The sequence below is a fragment of the Streptomyces sp. NPDC001634 genome (assembly GCF_040298185.1).
Lineage (GTDB): Bacteria > Actinomycetota > Actinomycetes > Streptomycetales > Streptomycetaceae > Streptomyces.
Map to the genome: position 1 here is coordinate 36,901 of NZ_JBEOZU010000033.1, position 20,607 is coordinate 57,507.

The window sequence follows — 20,607 nt, forward strand, 5'->3', positions numbered from 1 at the left end:
GGCGCATCGCCAATGCGCTGGGGGGCGAGCGAGGATGAGGTTGCCGCTGTGCTGGAGGCAGGTAGGGGTACCGTCCAGGCGGCGGCAGTCTCCCGCGCGGGAGGTGTCTCCGACACCTCTGCCGCTGGCGCGCCTGGAGGGCTCTTGCGTCGTTCACTCACAAGTGGAGTGGCTCTGACCCTGGCCCTCACTCGTGAGAGTGGCTGACGGTCTGGGGTTGTCCAGAGCGCGGAGGGCCGTGGTGTCGCCTCGGCTCTGGCACGTGAGGCCACCCCGTCGCAACGCGACACCGCTGGGGACGGATCGTCGTCGGTGTGGGCGGCGGTGTGGGCGGCGGTTTGGGCGGCGGTGTTGGGTGCGGACTCGGTCGACGTCGAGACGTTCAGTCGAGGGTCGCGAGGTGGTCGGCGGTGCCCCCGTGCCACTCGATCATGAAAAGGGTGGCGTCGTCGGTGGTGCGCCCGCCCCGTTCGCTCTTCAGCGTGTGGGAGAGCCGGCGCAGATCCGCCCGCACACCCTCTGACGGCTCTTCCCCCAGGCGGTTGACGCAGCGGATGAGGCGTTCCCCGCCAAACGCCCGGCCGTCGGCGACATGCTCCTCGATGACGCCATCGGTGTAGCAGAGCACCCGGTCGCCTTGTTGGAGCACGTGCTCCCTGACTCGGGGCATTTCGCCGCCGAAGCCGACGGGCAGCGTCGTCGCGCTCTCGAGCTGCTGCACGACCCGGCCGTCGCGGATCAGCAGCGGCGCGGGGTGGCCCGCGTTCACCAGCTCCATCTCACCGGTGGCGATGTTCAGGTGCATCAGCTGCGCTGTGACAAAGTGGTCGGGCCCGAACTGCCGGGAAATGGCATCGTCCATGAACGCGTATTTTTCGTCCAGACTGATGAACACGCGCCGGGCATGCCGGTAGGCGCCGATGGCCACAGTCGCCATCGTGGCGGCGTCCAAGCCATGGCCCATCGCGTCGATGACGGCCATGTGCAGGATGTTGTCGTTGAGGGCGTAATCGAAGCTGTCGCCGGCGACGCGGTAGGCGGGCTCCAGGGCCCCGGCCACCTCGACCTGGGGAACGGACATCGTCAGCGGCGGCAGCAGGCTCCATTGGATCTCTGCGGACACGCTCATCGGCTCTCGACGCCGGGCCTGGAAGAACTGGTCGGTATAGGCGTTCTTGGTGACCAGCATGTCGGCGACCAGGCTGGCGAGCCTGTGCAGCAGGCGCCGGTCGTCGTCGCCGACTGCGTCCAGGGTGAGGGCCATTACGCCCACCTGGTCACTGCCGTCCAGCAGCGGCAGATACATCCGGACACCGCCGGGGGCCTGCGGTACTTCGACAACGTCCCCGCGCAGGAAGGCCCGCCCGGCGGGGGAGTCGGCCACCGGCTCTGGCTGGGCCACGTGCAGTTTCCTGCCCGGCAGCGGCACCAGCAACTCCTGCGCGTAGTCCTGGAGCAGGATGGAGACGTCACGACCGCCGATCCTGGCCACTCCCTCCGCGATCAGCGGGGCGATCATCTGGGGCGGCAGCAGCCGTGCTCTGTCCAGCAGCAGTCCGAGCAGCCGCTCGCCGAAGCCCTCCGATCGGTCAATGCTCTCCGTGCCCATGGCCCGGTTTGTCACCCACCTTCCCGCGTCCACGCTGCTCACCGTCTCCGCACAACGTGACCTGGGAAGCCGCCGGAGCGGTTCATTACGCCATGCGCGGCATGTCGGCCGCATGCTTTCCGCGTTTCAGGACTCCTTGCCCGGAGAACGTCTGCCCCAGGGGATGATCAAGCGCACGGCCAAGTCGCAGCGTTGCACGCCGTGCTGCGCGAGGAGGCCGGAATAGTCGCCCTGTGCGGCGCACCGGAGCCAGGAGCGGCTCGGCGGCAACCACGATCGTGATCATCCTCGACTGCTGCTACAGCGGAGCCTTCAAAGGTGCCGCATCGTTGAATCGGACTGTCGGCAAAGGCAGATACGTCCTCACCAGCAGCAGATTCACCCAGCTCGCACCAGCGGCAACACACCCGGGGCAACCGAGCCCGTTCGGCAGATGCATCGATGGATGACGGAAGAGGCAGTCATAACCCCACAGTTGAGGATTACTGGAGAGGGCGAGGTGATTATTGTCCGCCGCCCGGACCCGGTCCCAGTCACGCCATCTGCGCCCGATGAATTCCTGAGCACCGCAAGCTCGGATCTGCCAATCACCCAAATCCAGCAGTCACATGGCATGCCGTCCGCGCAGCCTGGCGCACGCGTCCTTGTCTCCGAGCCGGGGGCGGGGCGAGCACCGGCTCCGGTTCAGTTGTCCAAGCCTCGGGGCTCCGGGAGTGGTCTTGGTACGCATGGCTCGCCGTCGCTCCCTGGGCTACGCCGGCCCGCCCCAAAGCCGATCTGGTTGCGCGCGGGCCAGACGCCGGCGACCTGTATGAAGGCCGCCGACGCCTGGTCCGCCCTCCTGCGGTTGGCGCAACTCGGGGCCGCGCTCGGTAAGCCCCTGGTCGTCGTCGGCCAACGTGTCGATCAAGGTGGAGGAACGCGGCGTGGCCGTCCGTTTGAAGCGGCGGGGACTGGAAACGGAGCGTCAGCCACCGCGCCAGTCCCCGACCCTACTCGGGCCTACTCCGGGGCCAGGTCGAAGTCTCCATTGAGGTCGCCTCCAACCGTGACATTGGTGGTCTGATTGACGATCAGGCTCTCGCTGTCTTCGCCGACCTGACAGACAATCTGCTCGGCTGAGTCGTTGTCACACAGGCTGGCCCGCTCGAGGTCGGCCTCGTCGTCCGAGCATGCGCTGGCCGTTGAGGCACCACCAAGCAGGGCAACAGTTGCAGTGACCGTTGCGACTCCAAGTTTGACGGACTGACGCACTTAATCCTCCATTGTCTTGACCCCCTTGCTTACAGGTTGATTATCGGTTAGCTGCGGCCGTATCCCTGTCGGCGTCGATGCGCAAACGAGTGAAAATAATATAATCAGTTCTTCTGGTCTCACTTTGAGTAGGTGAGGGCTGCCTGCACAAGAGTGGTAATGCCGGTGGTGCGAGGCGCATCTCGCCGCCTGAGAACGCATCAGCCCTGTGGTTCGAGTGAGACAGCGCCTCGCAACCGCCCTGGAGGCCGAAGTCCACGCCTGCACAGCCGAGTTGGCTGACCAACGAGACGGGAACGGTCGCCGACTCGTGGTCCGCGCGGCTACCACCGGCCCAGGAAGGTCACCACCGCGGCCGGGGTGGTCGAGGTGAAGGGATGTCCTGCCAGGGCTGTCGACGGGGTCGAGGTAGGTGAGGACCATCCGGCACCCGCCACCAGGCCGGGGATCCCACCGCTCGACCCGCCCGCGCACGCCGTCCGGCGGCAGCCAGGCCTCGAGGGACTCCCGGTCGAGGAGAGCGCCGTGGACAGTCATCGGTTCCTTGCGTCCGCTGAGCGTCGCCATGCCCCTGCCGATCCGCCGGGCCGAAAGAAACGGGTGAGTCGCGGACGGGGACCGGGGCGAGGAACATCGGAGTTACGGAGGCAGGGTGGTGGCTATGGGTACGCCGTCGATGCTGTTCAGCGAGAGTCCGGAGGATCCGTTCGCCCTCGGGCGTGGAGCCTCGGCCGTGCTCGACGATCACGGCACAGTGGTCGGCTGGAGCACGCGTGCACAGGAGCTGCTGGGCTATCCGGCCAAGGAAGTGATCGGACGGGCGTGGCAGGACCTGCTGATCGACGCCCGTGACCTGGCTGTCGCGCGGGACGCTGCCGCAGACGCCATGAGCACGGGGGGCTGGTTCGGGGTCCTGCCCGTCCGCCACCGCGACGGACGGCGTGTGGAGATGGGTTTCCGGGCCCGCGTGGTCACCCGGGACGCGGGCAGTCGGGAGTGGCTCCTGGTCGGTGCCCCTGCCGCGGAGGTCATTGCCTGGCAGCGGGACCGTGCGCTGTTGGACGGCCTGTACCACCGGTCCCCGATCGGGCTGGCCGTCCACAGCCCGGACATGACAGTGATTCGGGTCAACCGTGCGGTCGAAAAGGCAAGCGGCGTCCCGGCCGCGGCGCCGGTGGGCCGTCGCCCCCGCGAATTCCTGGTCGACGAGGACGCGGGTCCGGCAGAGGAACGGGTACGGCACGTCTTGGAGACCGGCGAGCCGTTGATCTTCACGGAGCAGTCCGCCCGGGCACGCCACGATCCGGGTCGGGAACGGATCGTGTCCGTCTCGGCGTTCCGGATGGAAGACTCCTCGGGCCGGGTTCTCGGCGTGGCCGAGACGATCGAGGACGTGACCGACCGCCACCGGGCCCGACGCAGACTGACCCTGCTGAACGAGGCGAGCGCCCGGATCGGAACCTCGCTGGACGTGTCACAGACCGCCCGGGAGCTGGCCGAGGTGGCCGTTCACGGCCTGGCCGACTACTGCTCGGTAGACCTTCTGAAACCGGTGACACTTGGTGACGAGCCGCCTCCAGGTGCGGCAGGTCCGCTGCTCCGAGTAGCCCTGTCGCCCCAGGAACGTCGGGTTCCGTTCCAGGAGGGCGAGGTGATCCCGCTCCTTCCGGAATCTCCGCAGGCGCGGTGCCTGTTCGAGCGTCGCACGGTTCTGGAACGGCTGCTGTCCCTGCGCCCCGAGTGGTACGCAATGGACCGGCGGCGGATCGAGATCGCCTTGGGCCTCGGCGTTCATTCGCTGATCGTGGTGCCCCTGGTGGCGCGCGGCCTGGTGCTGGGCATAGTGAGCCTGTGGCGAGCGCGGCATTCGGAACCTTTTGAGGATGACGATGCCGCAGTGGCCCAGGAGTTTTCCTCGCGTGCGGCAGTCTGCATCGACAACGCGCGCCGCTTCACCCAGCAGCAGAGCGCGGCTCTGACTCTGCAGCGCAGTCTGCTGCCGAGCGCGGCGTCCGACCTGCCGGCCGTCGAGGTGGCCTGTCGATATCTCCCGGCGAGCGGTGAGCCGGGTATCGGCGGTGACTGGTTCGACGTGATCCCGTTGTCAGGGGCCCGGGTCGCCCTCGTCGTGGGGGACGTGGTCGGCCACGGTATCCACGCTGCGGCCTCGATGGGCCGCCTGCGCGCCGCCGTGCGCACCCTGGCCAGCCTCGACCTGGAACCCGACGAGGTGGTGGCGCGGCTGGACGATCTGGTCAGTCTGCTGGCCACCGAGCTGGAGGCGAGCGCGGACGGCAATTGGTCGGCGGACGAGCAGGTGCTCGGGGCCACCTGCCTGTACGCGGTCTACGATCCGGTCTCCCGGCACTGCTCCCTGGCGCGCGCCGGCCACCCGGCACCGGTGGTGTCCACCCCGGACGGCCGGGTGACCGAGCTCGACCCGCCTGCAGGTCCACCACTCGGCCTGGGTGGGCTGCCGTTCGAAACGTACGATCTCGACCTCCCCGAGGGCAGCCTGCTCACGCTCTACACCAACGGCCTCCTGGAGGCGCGCAACGGCGACATCGACGCAGCGCTGGAGAACCTGCACGAATGTCTCATCCACCCCGCCGAGACCCTGGACAGCACCTGCCACGCCGTGGTCGAAGCGCTGCTGCCCAAGGACCACCTCCCGACCGACGACATCGCGCTGCTCATCGCCCGCACCCGGGTGCTACCGCCGCAGAATGTCGCCTCATGGCAGCTGCCCTTGGAAGCGACCGCCGCTGCCCGCGCCAGGGAGCTGACCACGGCGAAACTCACCGAATGGGGGCTGGCGGAACTGGCCTTCACCACCGAGCTGGTCGCCAGCGAGCTCGTCACCAACAGCTACCGGTACGCGGCCGGCCCCGTCACCCTGCGCCTCATCCGTACGCAGTGCCTGATCTGTGAGGTGTCCGACACCAGCCACACCTCCCCTCACCTCCGGCGGGCCCTCAGCACGGACGAGGGCGGACGCGGGCTCTTCCTGGTCGCGCAGCTCACGGAGCGGTGGGGTACCCGCTACACCCACGACGGCAAGACCGTTTGGACGGAGCAGCCCCTGCCGCCCGCATGACCCGTGACCTCCACGACCGCAGCCAACCGCGAACAGCCGCCGGTGGCCGGTTCGCGCGGGTCAGGACCAGCCGGGCGCCGGCGGCAGTGGCCAGGCCGGCGGGGTCGGCAGCGGCAGGTCCCACTGCAGACCTGCATGCCCATCGCGGCCGGTCGGCCACGCGAGGAGGACATGCCCCGGGCCGGTGACGGCCGGGCCGGTCGGGGCGGGGGACCAGGCGCGGTTCAGGTCGGTGGCCTCGATGTGGGCGACGGGGAAGCCGCGTGCGGTCAGTGCCGCGATGGTGCCGTCCAGGGCCCAGGTGACGTAGTCGACGGGCCAGTCGGCAGTGGTGTGGCCGAGGCGCAGGTCGACATGGTGGGTTTCCAGTTCGCGCCAGGCGCGGTGGAGGGTGAACCATGCCGGGTGCCGTCGGCCCGCAAGGGCAGTGACCGGCGTGGGCCGGGGCTCGGCCGGCACGGCCGTGGCCTCGTCGAGCAGTCGCTCCACACTGCCGCGCAAGTCGGCGACGAGCTCAGCGGCGCCACGGCCGGCGCCTTCCTGCAGCGCGCGCTCCAGCGCGGGACCATCGGCGCGCGGCCCCCGGCTCCGTGCCGGTGCGGGCTGGGCTCAGCAGCCACAGGTAGACGTCGGCGCTGCGGGCGAGGTGGGTGATGACGTGCCCGCGACGCCATCCGTCCCAGCGCGGACGGCGCGTCGGCCTGCATGTCGGTCAGTGTGTCCAGGGTGGTGCCCAGGCGCACGGCCGAGCCGCGGACGGAGTCCAGGAGGACGGTCAGGTCCGCTGGAAGGAGGGCGGTGGTCCCGTTCATGGGCCGGTACTCCACGGCCGGCCGCTGAACAGGCCGCCGATCGCGGCGATGCCCTCGCTGATGGCTCGCTCGCCGACGTTGCCGAAGCCGAGGACGAGTTGAGCAGGTGCGGCAGTGTGCGAGGCGCGGCACGTGCTCATGCCGTAGAGGCCGACCGACCGTTCGCGCGCGGCGGTGACGACGTGGTGTTCGTCGGCGCCGTCGGGCAACTGCGCAACGGCGTGGAAGCCGGCCGCGAGACCGGTGACCGCCACCTCCGGAGCGTGCTCGGCCAAAGCGGTGAGCAGGGCGGTGCGCCGGGTCGCGTAGCGTGCCCGCACACGGCGCAGGTGACGGTCGAAGCGACCGGACTCGATGAGGCGGGCCAGGGCCAGTTGATCGAGAGTGGGCGTACCGCGATCGCTCAGATACTTCTGCTCGGCGACGGTTTCTGCCAGGTCGGGCGGGCAGAGCAGCCAGCCGATGCGCAAGGCGGGTGCGAGGGACTTGCTCACGGTGCCGATGTAGATCACCCGGTCCGGCGCGAGACCCTGAAGTGCGCCCAACGGCTCGCGGTCGTAGCGGAACTCGGCGTCGTAGTCGTCCTCGATGACGACCGCCTCGCATCTGCGCGCCCACTCGGCCAGGGCGAGGCGCCGCTGAGGACCAAGAGCGACACCGGTCGGCCACTGGTGAGCAGGAGTGACCACGACCGCGCGGGCTCCGGTCGCGGCCAGCGCCTGTACGTCGATGCCGTACTCGTCGACCGGGACGGGAACCGCCGACAGGCCCGCCGCCGTGGCAGCGGCACGGACGGTGGTCGGTGAGCCGGGGTCCTCGAAGGCGACGCTGCGCACGCCGCCGGCGGCGAGGGCACGCAGCGCGAGGCCCAGACCCTGGGCGTAGCCGTTGCAGATGACAGTGTGCTGTGGGTCGGCAGCGGCGGAACGGACCCGGCGCAGATAACCGGCGACCACCTCGCGCAGGACCATGCTGCCGTGCGGCGCACCGTAGTCGAGTGCCATGACCGGCATGGCGCGGGCGGCCTCGCGGGTCGCCCAGAGCCAGTCCCCGACCGGGAAGGAGCCCAAGTCCGGTACACCCCAGCGGAAGTCGGCCACGAGCCGCGCCGAGGTCTCGGGCGGAGGCGATGCGACGGCCGTTGCCGTTACTCCCGCCGCGACCCGGGTCGCCGAGCCGGGACGGGCCACCAGGTAGCCCTCGGCCTGGAGTTGGCCGTAGCAGTCCTGCACCAGACCGCGCGACAGGCCGAGTGTGCGGGCGAGTTCCCGGGAGGACGGGAGCCGTTCGCCGGACTGCAGTCGGCCGGAGCGGATCGACTCCCGTATCGACTGCTCCAGTTGCACGCGCAGCGGCCGACCGCTGCTCCGGTCGATGACCAGCAGCAGCTCGGGCGAGGAACCGGACCACTCCAGCGGCACGGAACTGGAGCTTACGGCAGTCCGGTCGGCCGCCTAACGTCCTGCCGTGACCGAGATCCTCAAATCCTCCGCTGCGGCGGTCCCGTCACGGCCACCGCTGCTGACGCGGCCGTTGCTGCTTCGCTTCGTGTCCATCCTGGGCGCCTCGACCAGCTTCTACCTGCTGCTGTCGGTGGTACCGCGCTATGCCTCGACGGTCGGCGGAGGCGGCGCGGCCGGGCTGGTCACCGGCGCCCTGATGCTGGCGACCGTAGTCGGTGAAATCGCCACGCCCGCCTTGGTCAACCGCTACGGCTACCGCGTGGTGCTGGCCGCCGGGCTGGGTCTGCTGGGCGCCCCGGCGCTGTTACTGACGGCATCGCGAGACCCTTGGTGGATCATCGCGGTCTGCCTGGTGCGCGGCCTCGGCTTCGCCTTCACTGTCGTCGCGGGCGGGGCGCTGACCACCTCCCTCATCCCGGCCGAGCGCCGCGGCGAGGGCCTGGCCCTGGTCGGCATCGTCGGCGGGGTGCCCGCCCTTGCGGGTCTGCCGCTGGGGGTGTGGCTGGCCGGGCACGCCGGCTACGGAGCGGTCTGTACCGTGGCGGCGACGGCCGCGCTCGCGGCGATCCTCGCCGTGCCCGGCCTGCCCGACCGCATACGCGTATCAGGGCGCCCCGTCGGCATCACCGAGGGCCTGCGGACAGCCCAACTGGTGCGGCCGGCTCTGGTCTTCGCGGCCACCGCCGTCGCCGCCGGGATCGTCGTCACCTTCCTGCCCCTGGCGGTTCCGGCCTCGGCCACGAGGCTGGTCACCGTGGCGCTGTTCGTCCAGCCCGCAGCGGCCACCTTGGCCCGTTGGCTCGCGGGCCGGTACGGCGACCGGCACGCCCCCACCCACCTGGTCCTTCCCGGCCTGCTGCTGTCGGCCGGCGGCACGCTGCTCATGGCGCTGACCGGCAGCCCGGTCGCCGTCCTCCTCGCGGTGGCCCTCTTCGGCACCGGCTTCGGCATCACTCAGAACGCCACCCTGACCTTGATGTACGCGCGCGTTCCAGCCGCGGGATACGGCACCGTCAGCGCCCTGTGGAACTTCGCCTACGACGCGGGCATGGGCGCCGGCGCCGTCGCCTTCGGCTGGCTCGCCACCGCGACCGGCTACCCCTGGGCCTTGGCCATGACGGGTGTCGCCATGCTGACCGCCCTCGTGCCCGCCCGGCGCGACCGCACACACGCCGCCCCGAACCGTGCGAACGGGTCGCGAGGCAGGCGGTGACAGGTGTTTTTACCCGGTCGGTTCGGCACACGGCTGACAGCGCACAGCCGGAAACGATCCATTCGCCCCCTCACTGGGCGCGCTTGCGTCGGCGGTAGGCCGCGGCTCGGTCCTTGCCGCCGCAGGCTGCGCTTGAGCACCAGCGCCGCCTGCCCGGGCGACTCGTGTCAACGAAGAGCAGACCGCATTCGGGGCCGGCGCACTCGCGGATGCGGGCGGCGTCCACATGGGTGAACAGATCGATCGCGTCCCGTGCCAGTGTGCTCAGGGCTGCCCGTTCGGCGCCGGTCGGCGGGGGGTTCAGGCGGGCGGTTCCGGATCGCAGTACGGGGACCAGTGGGGGGAAAGCGGCGGCCGCGTTGATCACCTCTTCGTCCTCGGCCGCAGGCGTCAGGCCGCTGACCAGGCGCTGTGCGGGGCGGTAGATCGCCTCTCGCAGGGCGCGGGCGGTTTCCAGTCCGCCGGATGTGATCGTGATCGGGGCGTCCAGTACTTCCGCCTCCTGGTACCAACGGGCCAGGTCGGCGGGGCGTCGCAGTCGTTCGTACTTCCCGCGCCGGCGCTCCCCCACCGTCGCCACGAAGGCCAGACACAGGCGTCCCGAGAGGAAGTTGAACCGGAGTTCCTCGGCGGGCACGTCATCGGACGGTATTGCCTCCACACTCACGTCACGACTATAACTCGTGACATGTCGAACAGAGTCGAACGCGCACCGCAGTGGTCTCACATCGAAAGCTTCCTGATCGCCCGGGGAGCCGCCGAGATGCCCCATCCGGGCGGCACACTGCTGCAGCACCTGCGCCGCGTCCGGGAGTCACTGGCTGCCTGGGGGGCCGACCTGGCGGTCCAGACGGCGGGGATGTGCCATGCCGCCTATGGCACCGACGGCTTCGACCAGTCCCTGTTGCCGGTGGCCGAGCGGGCGACTCTGGCCGAGCTGATCGGCGGCCGGGCAGAGGCACTGGTGTACCTCTACGCAAGCTGCGACCGTGGGACCGCCTATCCCCGCATCGGACGAGACCGGCTCGTGGTCTTCCGAGACCGCTTCACCGGCCGCGAACACACCCCGACAGCCGGGGACCTACGGGCGTTCCTGGAGATCACCGCCGCCAACGAGCTCGACGTGCTCACCCACAACGAAGACATGGCCCACCAGCACGGGCCGGCCTTGTACCGGCTGTTCGCCCGAGCCGGCGACTGGCTGTCCGCCGCAGCGCGGGACGCCTGCGAACGGCAACTCGGCCGGCACTCCTCCGCGCCGGAACTACGGATCACCGGGCTCGACCACCTTGTGCTGACCGTTGCCGACGTCGAACGCACCGTCGCCTTCTACGAACGCGTCCTGGGCATGCGCCCGATCACCTTCGGTGAAGGCCGCCGCGCCCTGGCCTTCGGAACGAGCAAGATCAACCTCCATGAGGCCGGCCACGAACTCCTGCCACGCGCCGCTCACCCGGCGCCCGGCAGCGCAGACCTCTGCCTTCTGACCGATGCGCCGCAGAGCCAGGTCCTCGACCACTTGGCCGCCTGCGGGGTTGCAGTGGAAGAAGGCCCCGTGCCGCGTACCGGTGCTCAAGGCCCGATCATCAGCACCTACCTGCGCGACCCCGACGGCAACCTGATCGAGATCAGCACCTACGACGTCTCTGCGCAATCCGGCACTCACGTGGTGGCGTAGGTACGCCTGGCCGACGGCATCGGATGCGTCCCGGGCCTCACGGCTCCCCGCCAAGGCGCCGCACTCACGGGCCGAAAGCATGCGCGAGGCTCAGGGGGCCCATACGGTGGAAGGGCAAGTAGCCGGCGCGTGGGTGCCGTGCTCTGCGGGTGCCGCGTGTCGGTTCCGCACAGCACCGGAAAGCGGTCCAGAGATGTCCACAGCATCAGACGCCCCTGTTCTCGACACGCTCGCCGCCATGACCGTCGACTCGATCGAGCGCTGCGGCATGGATGAAGGCACGCTCATCCTCACCCGCATCGCCGCGCTCGCGGCCATGGACGCACCGGCGGTCTCCTACCTCGCCCACGTCGGTCCTGCCATCAAGGCCAACCTGACGCTCGAGCAGGTGCAAGACGTTCTCGTGGCGATCGCCCCCGTTGTGGGCACGGCACGCGTCATGGCGGCAGCAGGTCACATCACCGAGGCGCTCGGCTTCGCCGTCGCGGTGGCCGAGTCCGACGCCGAAACAATTGCCGCTGCCGAAGCCCGGAGCCGGCGCAAGTCCTGAGCGAAACCGGCCCGACCGGCAGGAAGCTGCCCAGCAAACACCGAGATGCCTCCGTCCGGAGAAACTGACGCTTCATCACAGACACAGCAGCAAGGGCCCGCCGGAATTCTCCGGCGGGCCCTTGCTGCTGGATTGCTTATACGGCTCAGACGGCCGGGGACAGCTTCGGGTTGGCGCCGTGCTGGTTCGGCTCCGGCTGGCCGTCGGTGGCGAGGAAGACGATCAGGATGATCGTGCCCACCAGCGGGATGAGGGAGATGAGGATCCACCAGCCGGACTTGCCCGTGTCGTGCAGCCGTCGGACCGTGACACCGAGGCCGGGGAGCAGGACGGCGAGGGTGTAGAGCAGTCCGAGGATGCTTGTGCCCGCGGCGTTGTCGATGATTGCCAGCACGATGCTGATGATCACGTTGAACAGGAAGAACATCCAGTATTCCTGCCGACGCGCGCGGCCGCTGAACACCGCGTACTTCTTCAGTACGTCCACGTACCAGTGCATTCTTGTCCCCCCAGGGATCACGGCGATGCCCGATCTCTATGGGATCGGGCCAACGTGGCCGGAATCTATGAGCTTGGTGTGTGCTGGTCAAGCCGTTACCTTGCCGCGGCCGTTCAGTGATCAGGGAAAGGGGTCGGGGCAGGCAGAGGATTGGACTGGCAACTCGACGATCCTGCCGGGCAGGGGGTTGCTGCGGTCCGCCCGGTCCGGGACGAGATCGAGCAACGGATCCGGGGTCTGGTGGCCGACCTGCTCGGCTGAAATCACGACCGGAGTCCGCGACTACCTGGAGTCGGCGCCGGCCATCAGCATCCGGAGGGGACCTGCATGCATGACACAGCCGACTTCATGGCGGAGACCTACGCGCTCGGCGCCGGGCCGTGGACGATGACGCCCGTCACCCGTGGCGCGTTGGGCCAGATCTGGAAGTTATCCGGAAACGGCTCCTCATGGGCGGTAAAGGAACTTCTCTTCGGCTGCGACGAAGAACAGGTCCGCCGGGAGGCCGCACTGCGGCACGCCACGGAGAACCTGGGAATCGCATCACCGCGGCTCGTCCCCAATCGCCACGGCGCCTACGTCTCGCAACTCGCCGCATCTTCGGGCGGGTCGTACGTGAAGCTGTACGACTGGATCGACGGCACCGAGGCGGACGCGTCCGATCCGGAGATCCTGGACTGGTTCGGCCGGACCATGGCACTCCTCCACAGGGCAGGAGAGGGCGCGAGCCAGAGGCCCGATTCCTGGTACGAGCAGTGCCCTCGGGACGCCGACTGGAAAGACCTGCACAAGAAGGTTCACCGCGCCGGACTGCCGTGGTCGGACGCGTTGGGCCGGTTCATCGCCGGTACAGCGGCAGAGTTGGCGCACTGGGTGACGCCGACCGACCCCGGTGATCTGGTGACGTCACACCTCGATCTGCAGCCCCAGAACGTTCTCGTCGGCCCGGACGGGCCGGTCCTCCTCGACTGGGACAACGCCGGGTCCGCTTCGGCGGAACGAGAGTTCGCACGTGCCGTGTACGTGTGGTCGGGCGGCAACCGGGTGAACACCGATTCCGCCCGGCGATTGGTACGGGCGTACCGGAGTGCCGGAGGCCGCGCCACCATCAAGGGGCCGCAGTCGTTCTCGATGCTTTTCGCGACGACCTTGAACTTCGTCCACGTACAGGCCGAGTGCGCCATCGATCCGACCGTGACCGCCGCGCAGCGCGAGTTCGCGAGCAACCAGGTCGTCGCTTCTTTGGGCAGCGTGCCGGACCTGGCGGCCGTTTCCCGGCTGACCTCGGCGCTCAAGGCGGTGTGGTGACCGGCCGCGGTACGGGCCCACGTCCGGGATCTTCGGTTCCCGCGGCCCGGACGTCACGCGGGTGCCGGGCCGCGGGGACCTTGTCCCACCTGTTGATGACGAACTTCTTGCTGGCGAACTTCCACCCGCTGACGGCGAAGTCCTCCTTCTCGATGGCGAAGTCCTACTTGCTCATGGCGAAGCGCATCAGGGCATGCTCGTCACCCTGCTTGATCTTCCCCGTCACATTGATCACCTCGAGCTTCCAGCTGTTGCCGACGCGCATGGCTTTGGCCACGGCGCAGCCGTTGTCCTGGGTGAGCAGACTCGGCCAGATGTCGGCGACCTGCTGAGAGCTGCCCCCGGTCGCGTCGTACACCTTGAAGCTGATGTTGCGCGCCTTCTGGAAGGAACTGCCCTTCTTGAAGGCGGCGGCGACGAACACGATCGACGTGATGTGCGGCGGTATCCGCGCGAACTCGACCGTCACCGTCTCGTCGTCGCCGTCGCCGCGCCCGGTCTGGTTGTCGCCGCTGTGCACCAGGGAGCCGTTGCCCATGGGGTCCAGCGAGTCGAGGCCCGCGAGGCGCACCGGGTCCGTGCCCTGCATGGCGACGGCGATCAGGTCGAGGTCGGTGCCGGCCTTGCGGCGGAGCACGCCCATCACCCCGCCGCTGGTGCCGGCGGTGGGGTCCCAGGACACTCCGATGGACAGATGGGTCACTCCGTCCAGATCCGCCGGGCCGTCTTCCTTCGTGAGCGTAATCATGTGTGAGTCATCCTCTGGGTGACGGGACTTCGACACGCAAAGTGTGCCTGGGACTTCGCCGTTCTACTCGACTGGTTCGTCACGAGCCGGCACCGAGACCGTGCAGGCGGTGGAGCACCCCGCGCATCCGCGCGGGCGGTTGAGGCGTCCAAGCCGGTATGGACCCGGAGAAGCCGCAGCAGCAGCCCGCCGAGGGGTGTCTCACCGTCGCGGTCCGTCTGCCCGTGCGGATCGTCGTGCTCGTCCTGGTCGTGCCGGTGCGCATGGTGTGGGACGCGCTGGTCGTCTGCGGGAGGTTCCTGCGGGACACCGTTCTGCGGCCGGTGGGCCGGGCCCTGCTGTTGGTGGGCCGGGCGGTGTTCGTATGGCCGTGGGTGATGCTGTGGCGGTACGTCCTCGTGCCGCTCGGCCGAGGAGTCGCCCGGCTGGGCCAAGTCCTCGTCGTCGTACCGGCGGTGTGGGTCCACCGGCGTGTGCTGACGCCCCTCGGGCACGGCCTCGCCTGGGTGTACGCGCGCGTGCTGACCCCGGCAGGGCATGCCGTCACCCGGGTGTTCAAGGGCATCGGATACGTCCTCGCCGCCCTCGGGGCCGGGGCGTACGCGGTGCTGGCGTGGCTCGTGCGGTATCTGGTCGTCGCGCCGGCGGTGTGGATCCACCACCATGTGCTGACGCCCGTCGGGCACGGGATCGCCTGGGTCGCAGGTGGTCTCGCGTGGCTCGTCCGCATGATCTTCACCGGCATCGGGATCGCCCTCTACTGGACCGTGCGCGTCCTGGTCGTGCTGCCCGCGCTCGCCCTGTGGCGGTGGATCCTCACCCCGGCCGGACGTGTCCTCGCCGTCGTCGGGCGTGAGATCCGGGACGCGCTCGGGCATGCCTGGCGCATCGCCGGGCACATCTCGCTCGCCGTGGGCCGGTTCCTCGGCACCCTCTTCCGGTGGATCTTCGTGGAGCCGGTGCGGTGGGTGTACCGGAACGTGCTGACACCGGTCGGGCACGTCGTACGGGACACCGTCCTGCGGCCCGCAGCCGAGGCTGCGCGCAGCGTGGGCCGGGTCGCGCGGCAGGCGCTTGCCTCCGCGCGCGAGTCCGCACGACAGGCCCGGGCCGACTTCCGCCGCATGCTCCTCGGCGACCCCGGCGAGCCATTGGCGGTCTCCCGGCGGGAACCTGCGGCCGGTGAGACACGTACTCTAGGTAGCAGTACGACCGCTCTCACGAAGGACTGAACGACACTGGGCAAGCGACAGCCCGAAGGCCCGCCGCCCGCACCCGCGGTGCAGCGCATCCGACTGCGCTACACCAAGCGCGGCCGCCTCCGGTTCACCAGCCACCGTGACTTCCAGCGCGCCTTCGAGCGTGCGCTGCGCCGTGCCGAGGTGCCGATGGCGTACTCGGCGGGGTTCACGCCGCATCCGAAGGTGTCGTACGCCAATGCCGCACCCACCGGCACGGGCAGTGAGGCGGAGTACCTGGAGATCGCGCTCACCGAGGCGCGCGACCCGGAGAAGCTGCGCGAGCTCCTCGACGAGTCGTTGCCCGCCGGGCTCGACATCGTCGAGGCGGTCGAGGCCCGTACGTCGGGGCTCGCCGACCGGCTCACGGGGTCGGTGTGGGAGCTGCGCCTGGACGGCGTTCCGCCCGCGGACGCCGACCGCGCGGTGGCGGCTTTCAAGGCGGCCGGGACCGTCGAGGTCCAGCGCATGACCAAGAATGGTGTTCGCACCTTCGACGCCCGCTCCGCGGTCGCAAGCCTTGAGAACCTGGAGAACGCGAAAACGCACAGTTCGCAGGCTGATAGGCCGACGGACCAGCCCTGTGCGATACTGCGGCTGGTTGTTCGGCACGTGACGCCTGCCGTACGACCCGACGACGTCCTGTCCGGTCTCCGCGCCGTGGCCGACCTGGCGCCGCCGGTCCCCGCAGCGGTGACCAGGCTGGCGCAGGGGCTGTTCGATGAAGAGACCGGCACGGTGACCGACCCGCTCGCGCCCGACCGCGAGGCAGCAGCGACCGAGCCCCACACGGCCGCCGCCACTGCCGCCGCGACGGCGCCGGAGTAAGGAAGGTTCCGCGTAGGGACGGACGTCGTAGCGCCGCCCTCGTACTCGGGAGCCACCTGGGTCGGGCAGCGCACCGACCAGAAGACTTTCGCCAGGCCGTACGTACATGGCGTACGGAACCGGCGAGACAGGACACAGAGAGCTCCCGTGCGGCGCCCGCGCCCCGGACGGCGGCACCGCGCATCGCGCGAGCCGCGGACGTCACCGGCGATGCCGGACCAGGCGCGGCGCCCGGGAGCCTGACGGGAGAAACGCCCGCATGCTCGAACCGAACGAGCCCATCGAGGGTTCCGAAAACAACACCCCCAGCGACACCCTGCCGCCGCGCCGCCGGCGCCGCGCCGCGTCGCGCCCGGCGGGTCCGCCGACGGCCGCGGCCGATGCCGCGACGACCGAGTCCACGACGGCCGAGGCCGTGACCGGGACGGCGTCCGCCATACCGGCCGCGGAGACCACGAGCGTCGTGGAGGCCGTGCAGCCTGCCGAGGCCGTGACGGCTGCGGAGGCCACTGGGGCGGAAGAGATCGAAGAGACGGAGGCGGTGGCCGAGGCCGCCGTGTCCGATGAGGCCGAGGTGCCTGAGGCCGCCGAGGCCGAGGCCGTCGGGGAGGAGGCCGCGCCGCGTCCTGCGCGTCGTCGTGCCACGCGTCGTGTGTCGGCGCCTGCCGGTGCGCTGGAGGCTGCCGAGGCGGTCGAGGTGGTGGTGCCTGCCGGTGCCGAGAGTGCCGAGGTGCCTGAGGCCGTTGCGGCCGAGGTGGAGCCGGTCGTGGAGGAGGCGGCGCCGCGTCGTACGCGTCGTCGTGCCACCCGCCGCGTGACCTCGCCCACTGAGGCGTCCGAGGCCGCTGAGGCTCCCGTGGCCCAGTCCGCCGTCGCGGTCGCCGAGGCACCGGTGAGCGAGGAGGCCGAGCCGGCCCTCGCCGCCGGGATCCCCGCGGCCGAGGAGGCCGCCCCTCGCCGTACCCGCCGTCGGGCCACCCGCCGGGTGTCCGCGCCCGCCGGTGCTCCCGCGGACGAAGCCGCCGAAACGCCTGTGGAGGCGCCCGTGACCGTCGCCGAGGAGACCGAGGCCGAGGAGACCGTGACCGCGGTGGCAGCCGAGATCCCGGCCCCGTCGCAGCCGGAGCCGGTCGCCGAGGACGCCGCCCCGCGGCGCTCCCGCCGTCGCGTCGTCCGCAAGGCCGCCACCGGCTTCTCCGAGCCCGCGCGGCCGGCCGTCGAGGAGTCGCCGGAGGCCGTGCAGCGGCCCGCGCGGCCCGCTGTCGCCGTGTTCCAGGCACCGGTGTTCACCGAGCCGATGTTCCAGACCCCGGAGCGGGCCGCCGCTGCCGCTGCCGCCGAGGCCGCGGAGCAGGAGGAGGTCCCCGAGGAGGAGATGGCAGCGCAGCCCCGCCGCCGTCGTCGCCGGGGCGGTGACGAGGAGCCCGTGGCCGTGACGGCCGAGACCACCGACGAGGTGGAGGAGGCCGAGGAGCCGGAGGACTCCGCCGAGGGCGAGGAGACCGACGAGACCGAGGAGACCGGTTCGCGCCGGCGCCGCCGTCGCGGTGGCCGTCGCCGTCGCCGCGGTGAGGCCGCCGAGGGTGATTCCGCGGAGGCCGAGGAGACCGAGGAACTCGCCGCCGAGCAGGCTGCACAGGACGCCGAGGACACCGCCGAGCAGGTGGATGAGGACACCGAGGAGGCGGAGGAGGAGCACGGCGAGGCGTCCGGGTCCTCCAGCAGCCGTCGTCGCCGCCGTCGTCGTCGTCGCGCCGGTGACACGGCCGTCGACACCGAGCCGTCGTCCGACGACCCGGAGCGCACGGTCGTCAAGGTCCGCGAGCCGCGCAAGAAGGACGAGCACCCGTCCGACGAGGTGCAGTCCATCAAGGGCTCGACCCGTCTGGAGGCCAAGAAGCAGCGCCGCCGCGAGGGGCGCGAGCAGGGCCGCCGCCGAGTGCCGATCATCACCGAGGCCGAGTTCCTCGCTCGCCGCGAGGCCGTCGAGCGCGTGATGGTCGTCCGGCAGAACGGCGACCGTACGCAGATCGGCGTCCTGGAGGACGGCGTGCTCGTCGAGCACTACGTCAACAAGGAGCAGTCGACCTCGTACGTCGGAAATGTCTACCTCGGCAAGGTCCAGAACGTCCTGCCGTCGATGGAGGCCGCCTTCATCGACATCGGCAAGGGGCGCAACGCCGTCCTGTACGCCGGTGAGGTCAACTTCGAGGCCCTCGGCCTCGCGAACGGGCCGCGCCGCATCGAGTCCGCCCTGAAGTCGGGCCAGTCGGTCCTCGTCCAGGTCACCAAGGACCCGATCGGACACAAGGGCGCCCGTCTGACCAGCCAGGTCTCCCTGCCCGGCCGCTACCTCGTGTACGTGCCCGAGGGCTCGATGACCGGCATCAGCCGCAAGCTGCCCGACACCGAGCGGGCCCGGCTGAAGACCATCCTCAAGAAGATCGTCCCCGAGGACGCGGGTGTCATCGTGCGCACCGCCGCCGAGGGCGCGAGCGAGGAGGAGCTGCGCCGGGACGTCGAGCGGCTGCAGTCGCAGTGGGAGGACATCCAGAAGAAGTCGAAGAGCGGCGGCAGCTCAAGTGCACCGACGCTGCTGTACGGCGAGCCGGACATGACCGTCCGGGTCGTGCGCGACATCTTCAACGAGGACTTCTCCAAGGTCATCGTCAGCGGTGACGACGCGTGGCAGACCATTCACGGGTATGTCTCGCACGTCGCGCCCGACCTGGCGGAGCGGCTGCAGAGGTGGACCTCCGAGATCGACGTCTTCGCCACGTACCGGATCGACGAGCAGCTCGCCAAGGCGCTGGACCGCAAGGTCTGGCTGCCCAGCGGCGGTTCGCTGGTGATCGACCGGACCGAGGCGATGGTCGTCATCGACGTCAACACCGGCAAGTTCACCGGTCAGGGCGGCAACCTCGAGGAGACCGTCACCAGGAACAACCTGGAGGCGGCCGAGGAGATCGTGCGCCAGCTGCGGCTGCGCGACCTCGGCGGCATCATCGTCATCGACTTCATCGACATGGTGCTGGAGTCCAACCGGGACCTGGTGCTGCGGCGCCTGCTGGAGTGCCTGGGCCGGGACCGTACGAAGCACCAGGTCGCCGAGGTGACCTCGCTGGGTCTGGTGCAGATGACCCGCAAGCGCGTCGGGCAGGGTCTGCTGGAGTCCTTCTCCGAGACCTGCGTCCACTGCAACGGCCGTGGCGTGATCGTGCACATGGAGCAGGCGGCCGCCGTCGGCGCCGGCAAGCGCAAGAAGCGCGGCCGGGGCGGAGCCGAGGCCGAGCCCGAGACGCACGAGGCGGTGGCCGCGGAGGTCGAGGAGGCCGTCGAGGCCGTGCCGGCCGCCGTGGAGACCGAGGTCGAAGTGGCCGCCGAGGTCGCGGTCCCGGCTGCGCTGCCCGAGCCTGCGTTCGCGCCGGACGAGGAGCTGTACAGCAGCGTCGCCGAGGCCGAGGCCGCCGTTTCCCGGGGCCGTTCGCGGCGCCGGGTGACCCGGCGGGCGTCTGCTCCGGCGGGCGCACCGCGGACCGAGGAGCGGGCACCGAAGTCCCGTACGGACGAGCGCGCACCGAAGTCGCGGGATGCCGCGGAGGCGGAGCCGGTGGCGGCCGAGGACCCGGTCGTCGAGGCGCCCGCGCCGGTCGAGGAGGAGGCCGCGCCCAAGGGCCGTACGCGCCGCCGTGCCACCCGCCGGGTGTCGGCGCCGACCGGTACGCCGGCGGAGGCCGTGGTGACGGTCGCCGAGCCTGAGCCGGAGGCCGCCGAGGCTCCGGCCGAGCCCGTGGCCGAGCAGGCCGCCGAGCCGGTCGAGGCAGCCGTCGAGGCACCCGTCGAGAGTGCCGCCCCGGCCCGTCCGCGCCGCCGCGCCGTGCGCAAGACCACCGCGCCCACCTCGTCCGAGGAGACGGCGGTCGTGGTCGTCCCGTCGGCGGCGGAGGCTCCCGGGGAGCCGGGGACCGAGGTTCCTGCGGAGGCCGAGGCGTCGGCGCCCGCCAAGAAGGCGGCCCGCAAGACCGCCAAGAAGGCGACGGCGAAGAAGGCCGCGACCAAGAAGACGACGGCCAAGAAGACGGCCGCCAAGAAGACCGTCGCGAAGAAGACGACCGCCAAGAAGGCGGCGGCGAAGAAGACGGCTGCGGCCGAGCAGCAGTCTCAGCCGACGGTCTCGGTGGCCACGGAGGACTGACCCGGCCCTCACCCATGGGGCGCCGCGGACACGGAAGCGCGGGGGGGCCGGGCCCGGTTGGTGCTCGGGGGGGGACAGGGTCGCGCGGGGCGAGGGGCGGGGGGGGGGCGCGGCG

At 70.5% G+C, this 20,607-nt stretch carries 15 protein-coding genes and 2 pseudogenes; 10 read left to right on the forward strand and 7 right to left on the reverse strand.

Going from position 1 to position 20,607, the window contains the following annotated elements; translation table 11 throughout:
- Window positions 1–382: 382 nt before the first annotated feature.
- A complete protein-coding gene (locus tag ABT186_RS22830; protein WP_351225181.1) occupies window positions 383–1,609 on the reverse strand; it encodes a PP2C family protein-serine/threonine phosphatase in 1,227 nt (408 codons plus the stop codon).
- 1,002 nt (window positions 1,610–2,611) lie between these two features.
- Window positions 2,612–2,863 carry a hypothetical protein gene (locus ABT186_RS22835; RefSeq protein ID WP_351225179.1) on the reverse strand — a complete coding sequence of 84 codons (252 nt, stop codon included), beginning with the start codon at window positions 2,861–2,863 and terminating at the stop codon, window positions 2,612–2,614.
- Window positions 2,864–3,062: 199 nt separating this feature from the next.
- Here ABT186_RS22835 and ABT186_RS22840 point away from each other — a divergent pair.
- Window positions 3,063–3,238: pseudogene (locus ABT186_RS22840) on the forward strand (IS256 family transposase); the annotation flags it as partial.
- Between the two features lie 286 nt (window positions 3,239–3,524).
- The gene (locus ABT186_RS22845) at window positions 3,525–5,960 is read left to right on the forward strand and encodes a SpoIIE family protein phosphatase (RefSeq protein ID WP_351926514.1); all 2,436 of its coding nucleotides are present in this window, start codon (window positions 3,525–3,527) and stop codon (window positions 5,958–5,960) included.
- 60 nt (window positions 5,961–6,020) lie between these two features.
- Here the strand turns inward: ABT186_RS22845 and ABT186_RS22850 are convergent, their stop codons facing one another.
- Window positions 6,021–6,518: a maleylpyruvate isomerase N-terminal domain-containing protein gene (locus ABT186_RS22850; RefSeq protein WP_351926540.1), complete on the reverse strand. Its 498-nt coding sequence runs from the start codon at window positions 6,516–6,518 to the stop codon at window positions 6,021–6,023.
- Window positions 6,519–6,768: 250 nt separating this feature from the next.
- The gene (gene pdxR, locus ABT186_RS22855; RefSeq protein ID WP_351225175.1) at window positions 6,769–8,193 is read right to left on the reverse strand and encodes a MocR-like pyridoxine biosynthesis transcription factor PdxR; all 1,425 of its coding nucleotides are present in this window, start codon (window positions 8,191–8,193) and stop codon (window positions 6,769–6,771) included.
- A gap of 46 nt (window positions 8,194–8,239) precedes the next feature.
- Between pdxR and ABT186_RS22860 the strand changes: the two genes are divergently transcribed.
- A complete protein-coding gene (locus ABT186_RS22860) occupies window positions 8,240–9,448 on the forward strand; it encodes an MFS transporter (RefSeq protein WP_351225173.1) in 1,209 nt (402 codons plus the stop codon).
- Between the two features lie 70 nt (window positions 9,449–9,518).
- Here ABT186_RS22860 and ABT186_RS22865 read toward each other — a convergent pair whose 3' ends face one another.
- On the reverse strand, window positions 9,519–10,115 hold the full coding sequence (locus tag ABT186_RS22865; RefSeq protein ID WP_351926516.1) for a CGNR zinc finger domain-containing protein: 597 nt from the start codon (window positions 10,113–10,115) through the stop codon (window positions 9,519–9,521).
- A 21-nt stretch (window positions 10,116–10,136) separates the two neighbouring features.
- On the opposite strand from ABT186_RS22865, the gene ABT186_RS22870 reads away from it, so the two are divergent.
- Both ABT186_RS22870 and ABT186_RS22875 read left to right on the forward strand, forming a co-directional pair.
- A complete protein-coding gene (locus tag ABT186_RS22870; RefSeq protein ID WP_351225169.1) occupies window positions 10,137–11,126 on the forward strand; it encodes a VOC family protein in 990 nt (329 codons plus the stop codon).
- A gap of 193 nt (window positions 11,127–11,319) precedes the next feature.
- A complete protein-coding gene (locus tag ABT186_RS22875; RefSeq protein ID WP_351225167.1) occupies window positions 11,320–11,676 on the forward strand; it encodes a carboxymuconolactone decarboxylase in 357 nt (118 codons plus the stop codon).
- Window positions 11,677–11,821: 145 nt separating this feature from the next.
- Here the strand turns inward: ABT186_RS22875 and ABT186_RS22880 are convergent, their stop codons facing one another.
- The gene (locus ABT186_RS22880; protein WP_351225165.1) at window positions 11,822–12,175 is read right to left on the reverse strand and encodes a DUF805 domain-containing protein; all 354 of its coding nucleotides are present in this window, start codon (window positions 12,173–12,175) and stop codon (window positions 11,822–11,824) included.
- Between the two features lie 144 nt (window positions 12,176–12,319).
- Here ABT186_RS22880 and ABT186_RS22885 point away from each other — a divergent pair.
- Window positions 12,320–12,436 (forward strand): annotated as a pseudogene (locus tag ABT186_RS22885) (phosphotyrosine protein phosphatase); the annotation flags it as partial.
- Between the two features lie 66 nt (window positions 12,437–12,502).
- Window positions 12,503–13,483: a phosphotransferase enzyme family protein gene (locus tag ABT186_RS22890; RefSeq protein WP_351225163.1), complete on the forward strand. Its 981-nt coding sequence runs from the start codon at window positions 12,503–12,505 to the stop codon at window positions 13,481–13,483.
- Window positions 13,484–13,646: 163 nt separating this feature from the next.
- Here ABT186_RS22890 and ABT186_RS22895 read toward each other — a convergent pair whose 3' ends face one another.
- Complete coding sequence (locus tag ABT186_RS22895; protein WP_351225161.1) at window positions 13,647–14,231, reverse strand: TerD family protein; 585 nt, start codon at window positions 14,229–14,231, stop codon at window positions 13,647–13,649.
- 158 nt (window positions 14,232–14,389) lie between these two features.
- Between ABT186_RS22895 and ABT186_RS22900 the strand changes: the two genes are divergently transcribed.
- The 3 genes from ABT186_RS22900 to ABT186_RS22910 all read left to right on the forward strand — a co-directional run bounded on the left by ABT186_RS22900 (window position 14,390) and on the right by ABT186_RS22910 (window position 20,492).
- Window positions 14,390–15,463 (forward strand): hypothetical protein, encoded by a 1,074-nt coding sequence (locus tag ABT186_RS22900; protein WP_351926518.1) that lies wholly within the window; start codon window positions 14,390–14,392, stop codon window positions 15,461–15,463.
- Between the two features lie 48 nt (window positions 15,464–15,511).
- On the forward strand, window positions 15,512–16,297 hold the full coding sequence (locus ABT186_RS22905; protein WP_351225157.1) for a TIGR03936 family radical SAM-associated protein: 786 nt from the start codon (window positions 15,512–15,514) through the stop codon (window positions 16,295–16,297).
- Between the two features lie 259 nt (window positions 16,298–16,556).
- Window positions 16,557–20,492, forward strand: coding sequence for an Rne/Rng family ribonuclease (locus tag ABT186_RS22910; RefSeq protein WP_351926520.1), 3,936 nt, complete (start codon window positions 16,557–16,559; stop codon window positions 20,490–20,492).
- The last annotated feature ends 115 nt before the right edge of the window (window positions 20,493–20,607 follow it).